The sequence below is a fragment of the Streptomyces sp. NPDC004031 genome (assembly GCF_053604375.1).
This window is the reverse complement of sequence record NZ_JBSGHL010000018.1, coordinates 45,510-62,438: the sequence shown is the minus strand read 5'-3', so window position 1 is coordinate 62,438 and position 16,929 is coordinate 45,510. Positions and strand designations below refer to the sequence as shown.

Sequence of the window (16,929 nt, the reverse complement as noted above, 5' to 3'; positions counted from 1 at the left end):
CGTCAGTCCAGGGACGTCATCACGTGCTTGACCCGGGTGTAGTCCTCGAAGCCGTACGCCGACAGGTCCTTGCCGTAGCCGGACTTCTTGAAGCCGCCGTGCGGCATCTCGGCGACCAGCGGGATGTGGGTGTTGATCCACACGCAGCCGAAGTCCAGCCGCCGCGACATCCGCATGGCGCGCGCGTGGTCGCGGGTCCACACCGAGGAGGCGAGCGCGTAGTCGACGCCGTTGGCCCACTCGACGGCCTGGTCCTCGTCGGCGAACGACTGCACGGTGATGACCGGGCCGAAGACCTCGTGCTGGACGATCTCGTCGTCCTGCCGCAGGCCCGAGACGACGGTGGGCGCGAAGTAGTAGCCGACCTCGCCGACCCGGAAGCCGCCGGTCTCGACCTTGGCGTGCGCGGGCAGCCGGTCCATGAAGCCGCTGACCCGCTCCAGCTGGCCGGCGTTGTTGAGCGGCCCGTACAGGACGTCCTCGTCCGTCGGCAGGCCGGTCTTCGTCTCGGCGGCGGCCTTGGCGAGCGCGGCGGTGAACTCCTCGTGGATCGACTCGTGCACCAGCACCCGGGTGGCGGCGGTGCAGTCCTGGCCCGCGTTGAAGTAGCCGGCCACCGCGATGTCCTGCACGGCGCGCGGGATGTCGACGTCCTCGAAGACCACCACGGGGGCCTTGCCGCCCAGTTCGAGGTGGACGCGCTTGAGGTCGCGGGCGGCGGAGCCGGCCACCTCCATGCCGGCGCGGACCGAGCCGGTGATGGACGCCATCGCCGGGACGTGGTGCTCGACCATCATCCGGCCGGTGTCGCGGTCGCCGCAGACGACGTTGAAGACGCCCCTGGGCAGGAACTCCGCCATGATCTCCGCGAGCAGCACGGTGGAGGCGGGCGTGGTGTCGGAGGGCTTGAGCACCACCGTGTTGCCCGCCGCGATGGCCGGGGCGAACTTCCACACCGCCATCATCATCGGGTAGTTCCACGGCGCGACCTGCGCGCACACCCCGATCGGCTCGCGCCGCACGAAGGACGTCATCCCCTCCATGTACTCGCCCGCGGAGCGGCCCTCCAGCATGCGCGCGGCACCGGCGAAGAAGCGGATCTGGTCGACCATGGGCGGGATCTCCTCGCTCATGGTCAGCCCGATCGGCTTGCCGGTGTTCTCGCTCTCGGCCTCGACCAGTTCGGCGGCGCGGGCCTCGACCGCGTCGGCGATCCGCAGCAGCGCCTTCTGCCGGTCCGAGGGCGTCGTGTCGCGCCAGCCGGGGAAGGCCGCGGCCGCCGCCGCCATGGCCGCGTCGACGTCGGCGGCGCCCGACAGCGGCGCGGTGGCGTAGACGTCGCCGGTCGCCGGGTTGACCACCTGGGTGGTGCGGCCGTCCGCGGCGGCGCGGAACTCCCCGTCGATGTGGTTGCGCAGAGTGCGGAGTTCGGTCACGGCGTTTGCTCCCTGGTCGTCCGGATCGTGCTGCTGTGTCGGGTGTCCACAGGCTGAGACAGTACCCAGCCTAGCCGGAGGGCTGCGGGATCCGACATACCCACTGTCCGGCAACGACCGAATCGGTGAATCCACTGCTGCAATACTGCGCATTTCATCGGTTTCGCCTTGCCCGACCGTCGAAGTCTCCTGCACAGTGGGCCGGGTGGCCACACGTGACATGAACGGCGCGCGACCCTCCGTCGACGCGGTCTCGAAAGCGATCATCGAACAGCTCCAGGAGGACGGCCGCCGCCCCTACGCGGCGATCGGCAAGGCCGTGGGGCTGTCCGAGGCGGCGGTGCGGCAGCGCGTGCAGAAGCTGCTCGACCAGGGCGTGATGCAGATCGTCGCGGTGACCGACCCGCTCACCGTCGGCTTCCGGCGGCAGGCGATGGTCGGCATAACCGTCGTCGGCGACGTCGAACCCGTCGCCGACGCCCTGGCCGGGCTGGACGCGGTGGAGTACGTGGTGGTGACCGCGGGCTCCTTCGACCTGCTCGCCGAGATCGTCGCCGAGGACGACGACCAGCTGCTGGAACTGATCAACAAGCGGATCCGCGCCCTGCCCGGCGTGCGCTCCACCGAGAGCTTCGTCTACCTGGGGCTCCGGAAGCAGACCTACTCCTGGGGAACCCGACAATCATGAGCGCACGCCCGCCGGCCACGGCGTACGACCACCTGTGGATGCACTTCACGCGGATGGGCGACTACGCCGACGCGCCCGTGCCGACCGTCGTACGCGGCGAGGGCGCGTACATCTACGACGACCGCGGCAAGCGCTACATCGACGGGCTCAGCGGGCTGTTCGTGGTCAACGCCGGCCACGGTCGGCGCGAGCTGGCCGAGGCCGCCGCCCGGCAGGCGGCGGAGCTGGCGTACTTCCCCGTCTGGGGCTACGCGCACCCGCGGGCGGTGGAACTGGCCGAGCGGCTCGCGCACCTCGCGCCCGGCGACCTGGACAAGGTCTTCTTCACCACCGGCGGCGGCGAGGCCGTCGAGACGGCCTGGAAACTGGCCAAGCAGTACCACCGGCTCACCGGCAACCCGGGCAGGTACAAGGTGATCTCGCGGGCCGTCGCCTACCACGGCACCCCGCACGGGGCCCTGTCCATCACCGGCCTGCCCGCGCTCAAGGCCCCGTTCGAACCGCTGGTGCCGGGCGCCTTCCGGGTGCCGAACACCAACATCTACCGGGCCCCCGTGCACGGCGACGACCCCGAGGCCTTCGGCCGCTGGGCCGCCGACCGGATCGAGGAGCAGATCCTCTTCGAGGGCCCCGACACGGTGGCCGCGGTCTTCCTGGAGCCGGTGCAGAACGCGGGCGGCTGCTTCCCGCCGCCGCCCGGCTACTTCGCCCGGGTCCGGGAGATCTGCGACCGCTACGGCGTGCTGCTCGTCTCCGACGAGGTCATCTGCGCCTTCGGACGGCTCGGCGCGACCTTCGGCTGCGAACGGTACGGCTACGTACCGGACATGATCACCTGCGCCAAGGGCATGACGTCCGGCTACTCGCCGCTCGGCGCCTGCATCGTCTCCGGCCGGGTCGCCGAGCCCTTCTACCGCGGCGACGGCGACTTCCTGCACGGCTACACCTTCGGCGGCCACCCCGTCTCCGCCGCCGTCGCGCTCGCCAACCTCGACCTGTTCGAGCGGGAGGACCTCCACCGGCACGTACGCGACCACGAGGCGGACTTCCGCGCCACCCTCGACCGGCTGCGCGACCTCCCCCTCGTCGGCGACGTACGCGGCAGCGGCTACTTCCACGGCATCGAACTGGTCAAGGACAAGGCCACCAAGGAGACCTTCACCCCGGAGGAGACCGAGCGCGTGCTCTACGGCTTCCTCTCCCGCGAGCTCTTCGCGAACGGCCTCTACTGCCGCGCCGACGACCGCGGCGACCCGGTCGTCCAGCTCGCCCCGCCCCTCATCGCCGGGCAGCAGCTCTTCGACGAGATCGAGGAGATCCTGCGAGACGTCCTGACACGGGCCTGGGCCCAGCTCTGACGGCTGCCGCCGGGGGGACGGCCTCGGGGTCGGCCCGGGAGGCGGGCCCGGGGCGGGCCCCGGAAGCCGCGGGGGGACGGCGGGGCCTGGTCGGGGGCGGCACGGGTGAGCCCACGGTGGTGGGCAGCAGGGGGCTCGGCACTGGGGTGCGGGGCACTGGTGAGCCGCCGCCGGGGGGACAGCGCGGGGGCTGCCGCTCGGCGCGGGAGCACCCCACCGGGAGCCGACACGGGGGCCGCGGCACGCGGCGGAGGCCGCACGGGTGGGTGGCGCCGGGGAGGCGGCACGCGGCTGCCGCCGGGGTCCGGCGAGGGTGGGCCGCGGCGGGGGCGTGACCGTGGACCGTGCTGGGGGCCGGACGGGCGGGCGGGCCCCTGACCGGCCCCGGTGGGGCTCACCCGAACGGACGGATCGGCGACCTCCGCCGCCGCGCCTGCGGTCCGTCCGCCCGCCGCCTGCCTACCGTGCCGGGGAGTGACCGCCCCTCCCCGGCGCCCGCGGCGCACCGGCGCAGCGCGCCGCCGGGGGACGACGACCCGCGGAGGAACGGCATGGTGGCCCCGCCCGACAACGACGTGCTCTTCGCCCGCTCGCTGCGCCACTCCCTCCGGGGCTCACCGGCCCTGCTCGGCGTCACGGTCGGCGTCCGCCAGGGAGAGATCCTCGGTGTGGTCGGGCCGCGCGGCTCCGGCAAGACGACCCTGCTGCGCTGCCTGTCCGGCCAGATCGCGCCGGACGAGGGCGAGGTGTGGTTCGACGGCAACCCTGTGCACACCCTCTCCGAGGCGTCGCGCGACCTGCTGCGCCGCGAGCGCTTCGGCTGGGTCGGCAGCGAACCCGCGCTGCTGCCGGAGCTGACGGCGTGGGAGAACGCGGCACTGCCGCTGCTGATGCGCGGTGTACGGCCGCGGGCGGCACGCGCCGAGGCGCAGGAGTGGCTGGAACGGCTGGACATCGGTGGCGCCGCGCGCCGCCACCCCGGGGCGCTGCTCCTCCCCGAGCAGCAGCGGGTCGCGGTGGCCCGCGCCCTGGTCGGCGGGCCCGCGGTCGTCTTCGCCGACGACCCGGCGGCGCCCCTGCACCACTCCGACCGCGCCCAGGTGCTGCGCACCCTGGCGAGCGCGGCCCGCTCGCACGGGATGACCGTCGTCCTGACCGGCACCGACCCGGGGACCGGCGGCTACACCGACCGCGCCGTCACCCTGCGCGACGGCCGCACGGACTCCCCCGTCCACGCCCCGGACCGCGGCACCCCCGACCCGGCTCCGGCGAACGCATGACCGCCGCCGGCACGCGGCCCCGCACCCGGCTCGCGCCCCACTGCGAACCCCGTACGAGCGGCGCCGTCCACGGCTGCCCCGCGCACCGCGCCTGCCTCGACGGCGCCCGGCGGCCGCGCCCGTGCGGCTCCCACGGCGGGCGGACGCACCGCGCGAGCGGCCACCGCACCGTGCGACAGCACCCACCCGGGCACCGCGCGCGCCCCGCACCGCCCCCGCGCGCCCACCGCACGGGTCGGGCCCGGTGGCGGCAGGCGTGCCCGGCGGCCGGGCTCGGGCTGAGCGTGAGCGCGCGGCAGATCCGTGCGGGGCAGGCGCGTGGTGGGGCAGCGGCCCCGCGGACCGGACGGGAGGCGGCGGCGTGCTGAGCTGGCGGGTGGTGCGGGGAGCGCGGATCGGGGCGCTCGGGCGGTGGCTGACGGTGGTGGCCGCGGCGGGCGGCACCGGACTGCTGCTGCTGTCGGTGCTCGGGTGGGCGCTGGGTCACCAGCAGCCCGGGGCGAGCGCCGGGGTGCGGCTGGTGTGGTGCGTGCTGCCCGTCGCCGCGGCCGTGCAGCTCGCCGCCACCGCCGGGCTCGCGCAGCCCCTGCGCTGGCCGGGCGCGGGGCTTGCCGCGGTGGGGCTGGGCCGCCGGGCGACGGTGCTGGTCGGCGCCGGGAGCGCCGCGCTGGCGTGCGCGGTCGGGAGCGGGCTCGCCCTGCTGGGCTTCCTCTACCTGCGCGGCGATCTGGGCGGTGTGCCGTACGCGGGTTCCGTCTCGGGGGTGCTGGGCGCGGGGCAGGGGCTGCCCGCGGCGGGCGTGGTGACGCTGCTGTCGGTGGTGCCGCTGGGCGCCGCGGCGGCCGTCGCCGCCCGGCTGTGGCAGCCGCCGGCGCCGAAGCCGGGCGCCGGTCCCGCGGGGCTGCCGTGGGGCGTGGCACTGACCGTGGTGGGGCTCGCGGTGCAGGTGAGCGCCCCGCGCGGGACCGCGCTGCCGCTGCCCAGCGGGCTGGGCGCGGTGTCGGCGGCGACGGTGGCGGGCTGGGTCGTCGCCTCGGCCGGGATGGTGCTGGCGGGTCCGGGCCTGGTGCATCTGTGCGGGCGGCTGCTGGCGCTGCACCGGCCGGGCGCGCTGCGGCTGCTGGCGGGCCGCGCGCTCCAGCAGGAGGCCCGCCGGATCGGCCGGCCGCTGGGCCTGCTGTGCGCGACGGCGACGGCGGCCCTCGCGGTGTACGACCTCCAGCACGGCTCGGGTCACCGGCTGGGCCCGCTGACGACCTTCGCCGCGGCCCTCGTCGGGGTGTGCGTGCTGGCCGTCGCGGGCACCGCGCTCGCGGAGGCCGCGGGCGCGCGCACCCGGTCGACGGCGGCACTGCGCGAGATCGGCGCGCCGCCCGCGCTGCTGCGGGGCGCGGTGGCGCTGCGCACAGGCGTGGTGCTGGCCGTCGCGGTGCCGCTGACGGCCGTGGTCGCGGCCGTCGCGACCGTACCGGCGACGCGGTGACGGGGTGAGGGGCCCGGCGGGCTATCGTGCCGCCATGCCCGCCGAGACCGCTCCCCCGCCCGCCCGTGAGATCGAGACGCTCGAGGAGTTCGACCGCGTCGCGCTGACCGGCTCGTTCGCCGGATACCGCGTCCAGGCCGTCGACCTGACGGACCGTACGTTCGCCCTGCTGGTCGCCGACACCACGCAGGCGGTCTTCCTCGGCTGCCTGATGGAGCCGCAGGCGCTCGCGCACGTACGGGCCGGAGGGGCGCTGGTCTTCCCGCCCGTCCCGCATCTGCCCTTCGACCCCTACCGGGCGACGCTCTACAGCCCCGTCGAGCTGTACGCCGACCTCGCGGCCGCGGGCTACGAGCACACGCCGGACGCCCGCGCGTACGACTGGTACCGGCAGAGCGCGGCGGGCGGCGACATACTGGCGTCGATGCTGCGCTCGATCCACGACGACGCGGTGACCGACGCCCTCGACGAGCACCTGGCGGGGGCCCGGGTGGTGGGCGTCATGGGCGGCCACGCGATGAAGCGCGGCACGGACGCCTACGCGGGCGCCGCCCGGCTCGGCCGGGAGCTGGCCCGCGCGGGGCTGACCGTGGCGACCGGCGGCGGCCCCGGCGCGATGGAGGCGGCGAACCTCGGCGCGTACGCCGCCCCGCAGGAGGACGTCATGCTCGGCAAGGCGCTGTCGGTGCTCGGCGGCGCCCCGTCCTTCCGGCCGTCGGTCGGCGCGTGGGCGGCGACCGCCTTCGAGGTGCGCGAGCGCTGGCCGGAGGGCGGCACCTCGCTGGGCGTGCCGACGTGGTTCTACGGGCACGAGCCGCCGAACGCCTTCGCGTCGCACATCGCGAAGTTCTTCGCCAACTCCGTCCGCGAGGACACCCTGCTCGCCCGCTGCAACTCCGGCGTGGTCTTCCTGCCCGGGGCGGCGGGCACCGTGCAGGAGATCTTCGAGGCGGCCACGCCCAACTACTACTCCTCGCGCGGCGAGCCGACGCCCATGGTGCTGGTCGACCGGGCGCACTGGACCACCGAGCTGCCCGCGTGGCCGCTGCTCAGCGCGCTGGCCCGCGACCACGCGATGGCCTGGCGCATCGCGCTGGTCGACTCGGTGACCGAGGTGCCGGACGCGCTGGAGCGGCTGGAGGAGAAGTGAGCCGGGGCGGGGGCGCGCGACGCGGTGGCGGACGGGCGTCTCAGACCGCGTCGGCGGCGGCCTCCAGCTCCGAGACCACCAGCTTCTTCATGCCGAGCATGGCCTTCACGGCGGCCTGCGACCTGTTCTGGTCCGGGTCGTTGATCAGCTCGTTGAGCCGGGTGGGCACGATCTGCCACGACACGCCGTAGGGGTCCTTGAGCCAGCCGCAGGGCCCCTCCTCACCGCCGTTCGCGGTGAGCGCGGACCACAGCCGGTCGACCTCCTCCTGCGAGTCGCAGTCGACGCTGAGCGACATCGCCTCGTTGAAGGTGAACTCCGGGCCGCCGTTGAGCGCGAGAAAGCGCTGCCCGCCCAGCTCGAACTCCACGATCATCACGCTGCCCGGGGTCCCCGGACCGGCCTCGCCGTAGTGCTGCACCTTGACGACGCGCGAGTTGTCGAAGAGCGAGGTGTAGAGGGCCACCGCCTCCTCGGCCCGGTCGTCGTACCAGAGGAACGTCGTGATCTTCTGCTGCATGACGGGCTCCGTTCTCGTCCGTGTCCTGCCGTCTGCGGGGCGCTCCTGCGCCTCCAGCAGATAGGACGGTCCGGGCGGGCGAAACTCATCGGTGCCCATTCGTGTGCTTCTCCCCTCGCGGGGAGGACGGCGCGGGCCCGTCGGCGGGGCGCGCTCAGCGGGGCAGGACGACGACGTCCTCCGGGTCGAACGTCACTGCGACGGCCGCGCCCTCGCCCGGCGCGGCCCGCAGCGGGCACTCCGCCTCCAGTTCCGGACCGCGCTCGGGCCGCAGCGTCACGGCCACGTGCCCGCCGCGGAAGGTGCGGGCGGCCACCGTGCAGCGCAGCGCGCCCGCCGCCTCCGGGGCGACCAGGCGCACTCCGGTGGGCCGGACCAGCAGCCGGCAGGGGCCGTCCGGGGTGCCGGACGGCACGGGCAGCTTGCCCCAGTCCGTGGCGGCCGTGCCGCCGGCCACGACGGCGTCGGTGACGGCGTCGAAGCCCAGGAAGCGGGCGACGAACTCGTCCGCCGGACGCTGCCAGACCTCCAGCGGGGTGCCCGTCTGGGCGATCCGGCCGTCGCGCATGACGACCACACGGTCGGCCAGCGCGAAGGCCTCGCCCTGGTCGTGGGTGACGGCCAGCACGGTGGTGCCGAGCCGTCCGAAGAGCTGCCGCAGCTCCACGACCAGGCGCTCGCGCAGCGAGCGGTCGAGCTGGCCGAGCGGCTCGTCCAGCATGAGCAGCCGCGGTTCCGGCGCGAGCGCGCGGGCGAGCGCGACCCGCTGCTGCTCGCCGCCGGACAGCTCCGCGACGCCGCGGGACTGCGCGCCGGGCAGCCCGACCAGGTCGAGCAGCTCGGCGACCCGGATTTCGCGCTGCTCGCGCGACGCCTTGTGCATGCGCGGGCCGAAGCCGACGTTCCCGCCGACGTCGCGCTGCGGGAAGAGCTGGTGGTCCTGGAACATCAGCCCGACGCCGCGCCGGTGCGGCGGCACCCCGCGCTGGTCGGCGCCGTCCAGCAGCACCCGCCCCGAGGCCAGGTCCTGCAACCCGGCCACCGCCCGCAGCAGCGTGGACTTGCCGCTGCCGCTGGGCCCCAGCACGCACACGATCTCGTGCTCGGCGACGGCAAGATCGACCGCGTCCAGCGCGGTCCGCTTCCCGAAGCGCACGGTCGCGGCGTCCAGCCGCAGCAGGGCGCCGCCCCCGAGCGAGGGCCCCGCGGCGCCGGACGGCCCGGCGACACGGCCGGGAGCGGGCGTCGGATCGGTGGTCGTCATCGCGGGTCACAGCTCCCCGGCGCTCGTGGGACGGAAACGTTCCAGCACCAGCAGGCTGGCGGCGCAGACCACCATCAGCACGGTGCTCAGGGCCATGGCCTGGCCGTAGTTCATCGGGCCCGCGCGGCCCAGCAGGCGGGCGACGGCGACCGGCAGGGTGGGGTCGTCGGGCCGCGCGATGAAGACGGTGGCGCCGAATTCGCCGAGCGAGACGGCGAAGGCGAAACCCGCGGCGATGGCCACGGCCCGCGAGACCAGCGGCAGCTCCACCTCCCGCCACACCCGCCACGGCGAGGCGCCCAGCACCGCCGCGGCCTCGCGCAGCCGGGTGTCGACGGCCCGCAGTACCGGCAGCATCACCCGCACCACGAAGGGCGCGCCCACCAGCGCCTGCGCGAGCGGCACCAGCAGCCAGGAGTCCCGCAGGTCCAGCGGCGGCTTGTCCAGCGCGATGAGGAAGCCGAAGCCGATGGTGACGGCGGAGGTGCCGAGCGGCAGCATCAGCAGCGCGTCGAAGCCGCGCATCAGCCGCCCCGCCCTGCGCACCAGCGCGGCCGCCGCGAGCCCGCCGATCACCAGGGCGATGACGGTGGCCAGCGCCGCGAAGCGCAGCGAGTTCCCCACCGTCTGCCACGGGGCGACGCTGAAGGTGCCGCCGTCGGACGAGCCGAGGGCGCGGTAGAAGGCCAGGCCGTAGCCGCCGGGGGTGTCGAAGGAGCGGGCGGCGAGCACACCGAGGGGCAGCAGGATGACCAGGGCGACGACCGCGAGGACGGCGCCGAGGAGGGTGCGTTCGGCCGCGCCGCTCGGCCGGTGCGCGGTGCGCGCGGGGTCGACGAGCTTCAGCGCCGACTCGCGCCGCCGTACCGTCCAGCCGTGCAGGGCGAGGATGGCGAGCACCGCGGCGAACTGCAGCAGGGTCAGCACGGCCGCGGCCGGCAGGTCGAAGATCTCGGCGGTCTGCCGGTAGATCTCCACCTCCAGCGTCGAGTACAGCGGCCCGCCGAGGATCTGGATGACGCCGAAGGAGGTGAAGGTGAACAGGTAGACCATGAGCGCGGCCGCGGCCACGGACGGGCCGAGCGCGGGCAGCGTCACCGTGCGCCAGGCGGCGAGGCGGCCCGCGCCGAGCATCCGGGCGGCCTCCTCCTGCGCGGGGTCCAGCTGCGCCCACAGCCCGCCGACGGTGCGGACCACGACGGCGAAGTTGAAGAAGACGTGCGCGACGAGGATGGCCCACACACCTGTGTCGAGCCGCACCCCGAGGAGCGAGTCGGTGAAGCCGCCGCGGCCGAGCAGCGCGAGGAAGGCCGAGCCCGCGACGACGGTCGGCAGCACGAAGGGCACCGTCACGACCGCGCGCAGCAGCCGCCGCCCGGGAAAGTCCAGCCGCGCGAAGACGTACGCGGCGGGCAGCCCCACCAGCAGCGTCAGCCCCGTGGAGGCGGCGGCCTGCCACACGGTGAACCACAGCACGTGCCGGATCCCCGGATCGCCCAGCACGTCGCCGATCCGGCCCAGGTGCCAGGCGCCGTCCTCGTGCAGCCCGCGGCCGACGATCGCCGCCACCGGGTAGGCGAAGAAGGCCGCGAAGAAGAGCAGCGGCAGCGCCGTCAGGGCGGCGCGCACCGCCAGGGCGCGGCCCCGCGCTCCGCCCGCCCTGTCCAGCCGCGCGCCGCGCGCGGGTGCGGGTGCGGGTGCGGGTGCTGGTGCGGTCGGCAGCGTGCTCACGTCACGCTCACTTCAGGACGATCCCGTTCCACGCCTGGACCCAGTCGTCGCGCTTGGCCGCGATCGTGTCGGGCGCCAGGGTCGCGGGGTGCTCGACCTTGGCGCCGTACTTGACGAAGACCGGCGGCTCGACGGCGTCGCCGCGCACCGGGTCGACGTACATCTGCAGCGGCATGTCCTGCTGGAAGGTCTTGCCCAGCATGAAGTCGATGAACGCCTTGCCGCCCGCGGGGTTCTTCGCCCCGTGCAGCAGGCCGGCGAACTCGATCTGCCGGAAGCAGGTGCCGGTGGCCACGCCGACGGGCGACTGCACGGGCTGCGGGCTCACACCGACGACCTCGGCGGGCGGGCTGGAGGCGTAGGAGACCACGAGCGGCCGGTCGCCCTTGGCCTGCTTGCCCGCCGACGAGCCGGAGAAGCGGTCGTTGTAGGCCTGCTCCCAGCTGTCGACGACCTCGACACCGTTGGCCTTGAGCTGCTTCCAGTAGTCCTGCCACCCCCCGTCGCCGTAGGTCGCGGCGCTGCCCAGCAGGAAGGCCAGACCGGGCGAGGACGTCGAGACGTTCTCGGTGACGAGCAGGTTCTTGTACGCGGGCTTGGCCAGGTCGGCGAAGGTCTGCGGCGGGGCCAGGTGGTGGGCGGTGAAGTAGGCCCGGTCGTAGTTGACGCAGACGTCACCGGAGTCGATGGGCGTGACCCGGTGCTCGGCGGCGTCCAGTTGCAGGTCGGCGGGGACCTGCGCGAGGTCCTTGGCCGCGTACGGGGTGAACAGTCCGTTGTCGAGCGCGCGGGACAGCAGGGTGTTGTCGACGCCGAAGAAGACGTCGCCGCGCGGGTGGTCCTTGGTGAGGATCGCCTGGTTGACGGCCGCGCCCGCGTCCCCGCCGCGCAGCACCTTGACGGTGTAGCCGGTCTCCTTGGTGAATTCCGCGAGGACGGACTTCGACGCGGCGAACGAGTCGTGGCTGACGAGCGTCACGGTCTTGGAGCCGGAGCCCGCCGCCTTGTCGCCGTCGCCGCCGGAGTCGCTGCCGCACGCGGCCAGGACGGACGCGACCGCACCTGCGGCGACGAGCGCGCCCACGGCACGCCGGACGGTGGTCTTCATCTGTGCTGACTCCCTACGCCGGTATGACCCGGATCAGGTGGGAGGGTCTGCGGCCTGGGATCCTCCGTCGGATCCCTCGCCGCACTCTCAGCGCCGTCGCAGGCGCTCCCCTGTCGGAATGTTCTGTTGTACGACCGCGCGCCGCTGCCATCGCAGGTCCGCGCGAGCGCCGACCGTACGATAGCAGCAGGTCAGCGCTCCGACGCCGCCAGCTGCCCGCAGGCGCCGTCGATCTCCTGGCCACGGGTGTCGCGTACGGTCACGGGCACGCCGTGGGCCTCCAGCGCGGCCACGAACGCCCGCTCGTCCTCCGGGCGGGAGGCCGTCCACTTCGACCCGGGCGTGGGGTTGAGCGGGATCAGGTTGACGTGCACCCGGTGGTTCTTCAGCAGCTTGCCCAGCCGGTCGGCGCGCCATGCCTGGTCGTTGACGTCGCGGATCAGCGCGTACTCGATGGAGATCCGGCGGCCGGAGACCTCGGCGTAGTGCCAGGCCGCGTCCAGCACCTCGCGCACCTTCCAGCGGGTGTTGACCGGCACCAGGGTGTCGCGCAGCTCGTCGTCCGGGGCGTGCAGGGAGACCGCGAGACGGCACTTGAAGCCCTCGTCGGCGAAGCGGTGGATGGCGGGCACCAGGCCCACCGTGGACACCGTGATGCCGCGCTGCGACAGGCCCAGGCCGTCCGGCTCGGGGTCGGTCAGCCGGCGGATCGCACCGACGACGCGGTTGTAGTTGGCGAGCGGCTCACCCATACCCATGAAGACGATGTTGGACAGCCGGGCCGGTCCGCCCGGCACCTCCCCGTCCCGCAGCGACTTCATGCCCGCCACGATCTGGTGCACAATCTCGGCGGTCGACAGGTTCCGGTCCAGACCCGCCTGGCCGGTGGCGCAGAAGGGGCAGTTCATGCCGCAGCCCGCCTGTGACGAGATGCACATGGTGACGCGGTCCGGGTAGCGCATCAGCACCGACTCGACGAGCGTCCCGTCGAAGAGCCGCCACAGCGTCTTGCGGGTGTCGCCGTCGTCGCACGACGCGTGCCGCACGACGGTCATCAGCTCCGGCAGCAGATCCCCGGCGAGCTTGCCGCGGGCCGCGGCCGGGATGTCCGTCCAGGCGGCGGGGTCGTCGGCGTAGCGCGCGAAGTAGTGCTGGGACAGCTGCCGGGCCCGGAACGGTTTCTCCCCGAGCGCGGCCACCGCCTCCCGTCGCTCCGCGGGCGAGAGGTCGGCAAGGTGCCGCGGGGGCTTCTTGGCCCCGCGCGGCACGGCGAAAGTCAGTTCTCCGGGTGCAGGCATGATGCCTACCAGTGTCGCAGACCGCGCGGCGTTGCCTTCTCGGAGCGGATCGGCAGGGGCCGTCATCGCTCACCGTCGGGCACCCCTGCGGAGCCGACCAGCCTTGCGGGGCCGACCAGCCGGGGCGGCGGACGCCCGGGGACCCAGGCGTCCGCCGCGTGCCGCCGTCTCCGGCGTCCGGTCTTGAGTTCTCGGCGCGGCGGCTCCCCCGTCAGGGGGCCTTGGGCGGCCACCCGCCCGGACGTGTGGTCTGCCCCACTTCGATCAGGTGCCCGTCGGGGTCCCGCAGGAAGCAGCGGATCTCCGGGTGGCCCTTTTCGATCGGCGGCGTGATGAACTCGGCGCCCCGCGCGGACCAGTCGGCGTACACGGCGTGGATGTCCGAGACCCGCAGATTCAGGAAGCTGCTGACCCGGTCCGGGTCCTGCGGAGTCTCCAGCACGACGGTCGGCTTGTCGTCGGTGGGGCCGCCGCCTTCGTTGATGATGATCCAGCCGTTGTGGAACTCGATGATCGACGGGACGCCCGAGCGCAGGGCCCGGCCGCCGAGGACCTCGGTGTAGAAGCGACGCGAACGTTCGACGTCGTCGGACACGATGAAGTGCGTCATGGCGACGTCGTAGGCGGGCGCATTCTCGCCGGTCACAGTGCCTCCGGGGGCTCGTTCCGGTGTTCGAGGGAATCAGCTCCCGTCCACAGTACCGATTCGCGGTGGTCTGGGCGGTGCTTCCCGGCCCTTCTGCGAGCCCTGAGCCGTCCGGGTCGCGGACGCCGACCCCGCCGGAGGAGTCCACCGACCGTGTCGCCGACCGCCGCCGACCGGCCAACCCGTCACAACCGTTCGACGGCTGCCTGAGTGGACCACGAGAGCCGGTGGATGCCACAGGGAACCCGGCACGGGTCCGTTCTGAGAACGCGGCTCGGGCCGGTCAGCCCTGGCCGACGAAGGCGACCAGCAGCAGCCAGACGACCGGGGCGGTCGGCAGGAGGCTGTCGAGGCGGTCCATGATGCCGCCGTGGCCCGGCAGCAGGGTGCCCATGTCCTTGATGTCGAGATCCCGCTTGATCATCGACTCGCCGAGGTCGCCGAGGGTGGCGCTGACCGCGGCGGCCAGGCCCAGGACCAGGCCCTGCCACCAGTGGCCGCCGTCGATGGAGAACTCCATCAGCAGCGCGCCCGCCACCATGGCGAAGCCGATCGCGCCCACGAGTCCGGCACGGGTCTTCCCGGGGCTGATCCGCGGGGCGAGCTTGGTGCGGCCGAAACGCCAGCCGACCGCGTAGGCGCCGGTGTCGCTGACCACGGTGAGGATCAGGAAGGCCAGTACCCGTCGGGGGCCGTCGTCCGCGGCGAGCATCATCACCACGAAGGTGGCGAGGAAGGGCACGTAGAAGGCGACGAAGACGGCCGCCGTGACGTCCCGGAGGTAGTCGTGCGGGGGCTGGGCCATGCGCCAGACCAGGATCGCCAGCGCGGTGAGCGCCATCGCGATCCACGCCCCGTCGGCGCCCTTCAGATACCCGGCGATCACCATCGCCGCGCCGCCGGCCACGAGCGGGACCAGCGGCGCGTGGATGCCCTTGCGTTCGGCGAGCCGCGAGGTCAGCTCCCACACGCCGACCGCGACGGCCACCACCACGACACCGACGAAGACCTGCTTGACGAGGAAGAGCGAGGCGAGCACGACCACGCCGAGCCCGACGCCCACACCTATCGCCGCCTGGAGGTTCCGCCCTGCGGACTTCTTCGCGGGGGCGGGTTGCGGGGGCGTCGGCTCGGACGCCGGCGGCGAGGGCGGCATAGCTGGAGTCTTCCTCCCGGTGCGGCTTTCCGCCGCGGAATACGCCGCCGGGGCGGTGACCGCGGCTCGGGCGACGTCAGCGGCCGCGGCTGCGGTGTTCTCCGTTACTCCCCGGTGACCGGCGCGCGGCGAAGCGCCCCAGGAAGAGTCGTTCACTGAGCTTCGCCTCGCGTCGTCGTCGGGGTGTGCGGAGGGGCGGGTGCGGGCCTGCGGGACCCTCGGGCCTCGGCCGGGGCCCGGAACGGGCCGCGGAAGGCCCGTGAAGGGCCCCTGCGGGGCCCCTTGGAGGGGGCGGGACGGCCGGGGCCGTCAGACCTCCAGCAGCTCCGCTTCCTTGTGCTTGAGCAGCTCGTCGACCTGGGCGACGTACTTCGACGTCGTGTCGTCGAGCTCCTTCTCGGCACGGCGTACCTCGTCCTCGCCGCTCTCGCCGTCCTTGACCAGCTTGTCGAGGGTCTCCTTCGCCTTGCGGCGGACGCTGCGGATGGAGATCTTGGCGTCCTCGCCCTTGCCCTTGGCGACCTTGATGAACTCGCGCCGCCGCTCCTCGGTGAGCTGCGGGAAGACCACCCGGATGATGCGGCCGTCGTTGCTCGGGTTGACACCGAGGTCGGAGTTGCGGATCGCCTCCTCGATGTTGCGCAGGCTGCTGCTGTCGAAGGGGGTGATCACCGCCATCCGCGGCTCGGGCACCGCGAAGGACGCCAGCTGGTTGATCGGGGTGACCGCACCGTAGTACTCGGCCACGATCTTGTTGAACATCGCCGGGTGCGCGCGGCCGGTGCGGATCGCCGCGAAGTCGTCCTTGGCGACCTCGACGGCCTTCTCCATCTTCTCCTCGGCCTCGAGGAGGGTTTCTTCAATCACCATGTGCTCCTGGTTTTCAGAAGGCGGGGCCCTGCGGGCGCGGCCCCTGCGCGCGTCTGTCCTGCACGGTGTCCGACCGGCAGCGTGTTGTCCATCCCCTGTTGCCCCGTGGCGGGCCTGCGGCTAGCTCCTGGTGCCCTGGGTGTTGACCAGTGTGCCGATCTTCTCACCCTTGACCGCGCGGGCGATGTTGCCCTCGGCGAGCAGCTCGAAGACCAGGATCGGAAGTTTGTTGTCCTGGCACAGGGTGATGGCGGTGAGGTCGGCGACGCGCAGGTCGCGCGCGATGACCTCGCCGTAGTCCAGGGCGTCGAACATGGTCGCGTCCGGGTTGAGCTTGGGGTCGGAGTCGTAGACCCCGTCCACCCCGTTCTTGCCCATGAGCAGGGCGGCGGCGTCGATCTCCAGCGCCCGCTGGGCGGCGGTGGTGTCGGTGGAGAAGTAGGGCATGCCCATACCCGCGCCGAAGATCACCACGCGGCCCTTCTCCAGGTGCCGCACCGCGCGCAGCGGGATGTACGGCTCGGCGACCTGGCCCATGGTGATGGCGGTCTGCACCCGGGTCTCGACGCCCTCCTTCTCCAGGAAGTCCTGGAGCGCCAGGCAGTTCATGACCGTGCCGAGCATGCCCATGTAGTCGGAGCGGGCACGGTCCATGCCGCGCTGCTGGAGTTCGGCGCCGCGGAAGAAGTTGCCGCCGCCGATGACGAGGGCGATCTCGTAGCCGTCCGCGACGACCGCGGCGACCTCGCGGGCGATGGCGTGCACGACGTCGGGGTCGACACCGAGCCCGCCGCCTCCGGCGAAGGCCTCGCCGGACAGTTTGAGCAGGAAACGGCGGCCCGCGCCCGCGCCGGGTGCGCCGGTCGGGGCCTGTGCGGCGGCTTGGTTCATGGAGATCTCCTCGTGCACGTACAAAGGAGGCCACTGCCGTGGGTCCTTGT

Annotated in this window: 15 protein-coding genes and 1 riboswitch; of the genes, 5 read left to right on the top strand and 10 right to left on the bottom strand. The window is 73.7% G+C overall.

Features of this window, described 5'->3' with window-relative positions; translation table 11 throughout:
• Nucleotides 1-2: 2 nt before the first annotated feature.
• A complete protein-coding gene (locus ACWERV_RS14335) occupies nt 3-1,436 on the bottom strand; it encodes a gamma-aminobutyraldehyde dehydrogenase (protein WP_452932694.1) in 1,434 nt (477 codons plus the stop codon).
• A gap of 220 nt (nt 1,437-1,656) precedes the next feature.
• Here ACWERV_RS14335 and ACWERV_RS14330 point away from each other — a divergent pair, with 220 nt between their 5' ends.
• From ACWERV_RS14330 to ACWERV_RS14310, 5 genes are all read left to right on the top strand, one after another.
• Nucleotides 1,657-2,124: an Lrp/AsnC family transcriptional regulator gene (locus ACWERV_RS14330; protein WP_398187074.1), complete on the top strand. Its 468-nt coding sequence runs from the start codon at nt 1,657-1,659 to the stop codon at nt 2,122-2,124.
• Nucleotides 2,121-3,482: an aspartate aminotransferase family protein gene (locus tag ACWERV_RS14325; RefSeq protein ID WP_452932692.1), complete on the top strand. Its 1,362-nt coding sequence runs from the start codon at nt 2,121-2,123 to the stop codon at nt 3,480-3,482. The genes ACWERV_RS14330 and ACWERV_RS14325 overlap by 4 nt, the downstream gene beginning before the upstream one ends.
• A gap of 551 nt (nt 3,483-4,033) precedes the next feature.
• Nucleotides 4,034-4,762 carry an ABC transporter ATP-binding protein gene (locus ACWERV_RS14320; RefSeq protein ID WP_452932690.1) on the top strand — a complete coding sequence of 243 codons (729 nt, stop codon included), beginning with the start codon at nt 4,034-4,036 and terminating at the stop codon, nt 4,760-4,762.
• Between the two features lie 361 nt (nt 4,763-5,123).
• Nucleotides 5,124-6,245 (top strand): hypothetical protein, encoded by a 1,122-nt coding sequence (locus ACWERV_RS14315; RefSeq protein ID WP_452932688.1) that lies wholly within the window; start codon nt 5,124-5,126, stop codon nt 6,243-6,245.
• A gap of 34 nt (nt 6,246-6,279) precedes the next feature.
• The gene (locus ACWERV_RS14310; protein ID WP_452932686.1) at nt 6,280-7,395 is read left to right on the top strand and encodes an LOG family protein; all 1,116 of its coding nucleotides are present in this window, start codon (nt 6,280-6,282) and stop codon (nt 7,393-7,395) included.
• A 40-nt stretch (nt 7,396-7,435) separates the two neighbouring features.
• Here ACWERV_RS14310 and ACWERV_RS14305 read toward each other — a convergent pair whose 3' ends face one another.
• The 9 genes from ACWERV_RS14305 to pyrH form a co-directional block, all read right to left on the bottom strand.
• A complete protein-coding gene (locus ACWERV_RS14305; RefSeq protein WP_398186689.1) occupies nt 7,436-7,915 on the bottom strand; it encodes a VOC family protein in 480 nt (159 codons plus the stop codon).
• A 154-nt stretch (nt 7,916-8,069) separates the two neighbouring features.
• Nucleotides 8,070-9,095 (bottom strand): ABC transporter ATP-binding protein, encoded by a 1,026-nt coding sequence (locus ACWERV_RS14300; RefSeq protein ID WP_452932797.1) that lies wholly within the window; start codon nt 9,093-9,095, stop codon nt 8,070-8,072.
• Nucleotides 9,096-9,185: 90 nt separating this feature from the next.
• A complete protein-coding gene (locus tag ACWERV_RS14295; RefSeq protein WP_452932795.1) occupies nt 9,186-10,847 on the bottom strand; it encodes an ABC transporter permease in 1,662 nt (553 codons plus the stop codon).
• Between the two features lie 70 nt (nt 10,848-10,917).
• Nucleotides 10,918-12,018 (bottom strand): thiamine ABC transporter substrate-binding protein, encoded by a 1,101-nt coding sequence (locus ACWERV_RS14290; RefSeq protein WP_452932684.1) that lies wholly within the window; start codon nt 12,016-12,018, stop codon nt 10,918-10,920.
• A riboswitch (TPP riboswitch) is annotated at nt 12,012-12,140 on the bottom strand. (Overlaps the previous gene by 7 nt.)
• A 69-nt stretch (nt 12,141-12,209) precedes the next feature.
• A complete protein-coding gene (gene rlmN, locus ACWERV_RS14285) occupies nt 12,210-13,316 on the bottom strand; it encodes a 23S rRNA (adenine(2503)-C(2))-methyltransferase RlmN (RefSeq protein ID WP_398186695.1) in 1,107 nt (368 codons plus the stop codon).
• Nucleotides 13,317-13,527: 211 nt separating this feature from the next.
• Nucleotides 13,528-13,926: a VOC family protein gene (locus ACWERV_RS14280; RefSeq protein ID WP_398187084.1), complete on the bottom strand. Its 399-nt coding sequence runs from the start codon at nt 13,924-13,926 to the stop codon at nt 13,528-13,530.
• 319 nt (nt 13,927-14,245) lie between these two features.
• On the bottom strand, nt 14,246-15,274 hold the full coding sequence (locus ACWERV_RS14275) for a phosphatidate cytidylyltransferase (RefSeq protein ID WP_452932682.1): 1,029 nt from the start codon (nt 15,272-15,274) through the stop codon (nt 14,246-14,248).
• A 153-nt stretch (nt 15,275-15,427) separates the two neighbouring features.
• On the bottom strand, nt 15,428-15,985 hold the full coding sequence (gene frr / locus ACWERV_RS14270; RefSeq protein ID WP_452932793.1) for a ribosome recycling factor: 558 nt from the start codon (nt 15,983-15,985) through the stop codon (nt 15,428-15,430).
• A gap of 123 nt (nt 15,986-16,108) precedes the next feature.
• The gene (gene pyrH, locus ACWERV_RS14265; protein WP_398186701.1) at nt 16,109-16,879 is read right to left on the bottom strand and encodes a UMP kinase; all 771 of its coding nucleotides are present in this window, start codon (nt 16,877-16,879) and stop codon (nt 16,109-16,111) included.
• Nucleotides 16,880-16,929: the final 50 nt, after the last annotated feature.

Excerpts from the sequence above, each read along its gene's own strand:
- ACWERV_RS14330 (WP_398187074.1), top strand. The coding sequence starts at position 1,657 with ATGAACGGCGCGCGACCCTCCGTCGACGCGGTCTCGAAAGCGATCATC.
- ACWERV_RS14325 (WP_452932692.1), top strand. The coding sequence starts at position 2,121 with ATGAGCGCACGCCCGCCGGCCACGGCGTACGACCACCTGTGGATGCAC.
- ACWERV_RS14320 (WP_452932690.1), top strand. The coding sequence starts at position 4,034 with ATGGTGGCCCCGCCCGACAACGACGTGCTCTTCGCCCGCTCGCTGCGC.
- ACWERV_RS14310 (WP_452932686.1), top strand. The coding sequence starts at position 6,280 with ATGCCCGCCGAGACCGCTCCCCCGCCCGCCCGTGAGATCGAGACGCTC.
- ACWERV_RS14305 (WP_398186689.1), bottom strand. The coding sequence starts at position 7,915 with ATGCAGCAGAAGATCACGACGTTCCTCTGGTACGACGACCGGGCCGAG.
- ACWERV_RS14290 (WP_452932684.1), bottom strand. The coding sequence starts at position 12,018 with ATGAAGACCACCGTCCGGCGTGCCGTGGGCGCGCTCGTCGCCGCAGGT.
- rlmN (WP_398186695.1), bottom strand. The coding sequence starts at position 13,316 with ATGCCTGCACCCGGAGAACTGACTTTCGCCGTGCCGCGCGGGGCCAAG.
- ACWERV_RS14280 (WP_398187084.1), bottom strand. The coding sequence starts at position 13,926 with ATGACGCACTTCATCGTGTCCGACGACGTCGAACGTTCGCGTCGCTTC.
- pyrH (WP_398186701.1), bottom strand. The coding sequence starts at position 16,879 with ATGAACCAAGCCGCCGCACAGGCCCCGACCGGCGCACCCGGCGCGGGC.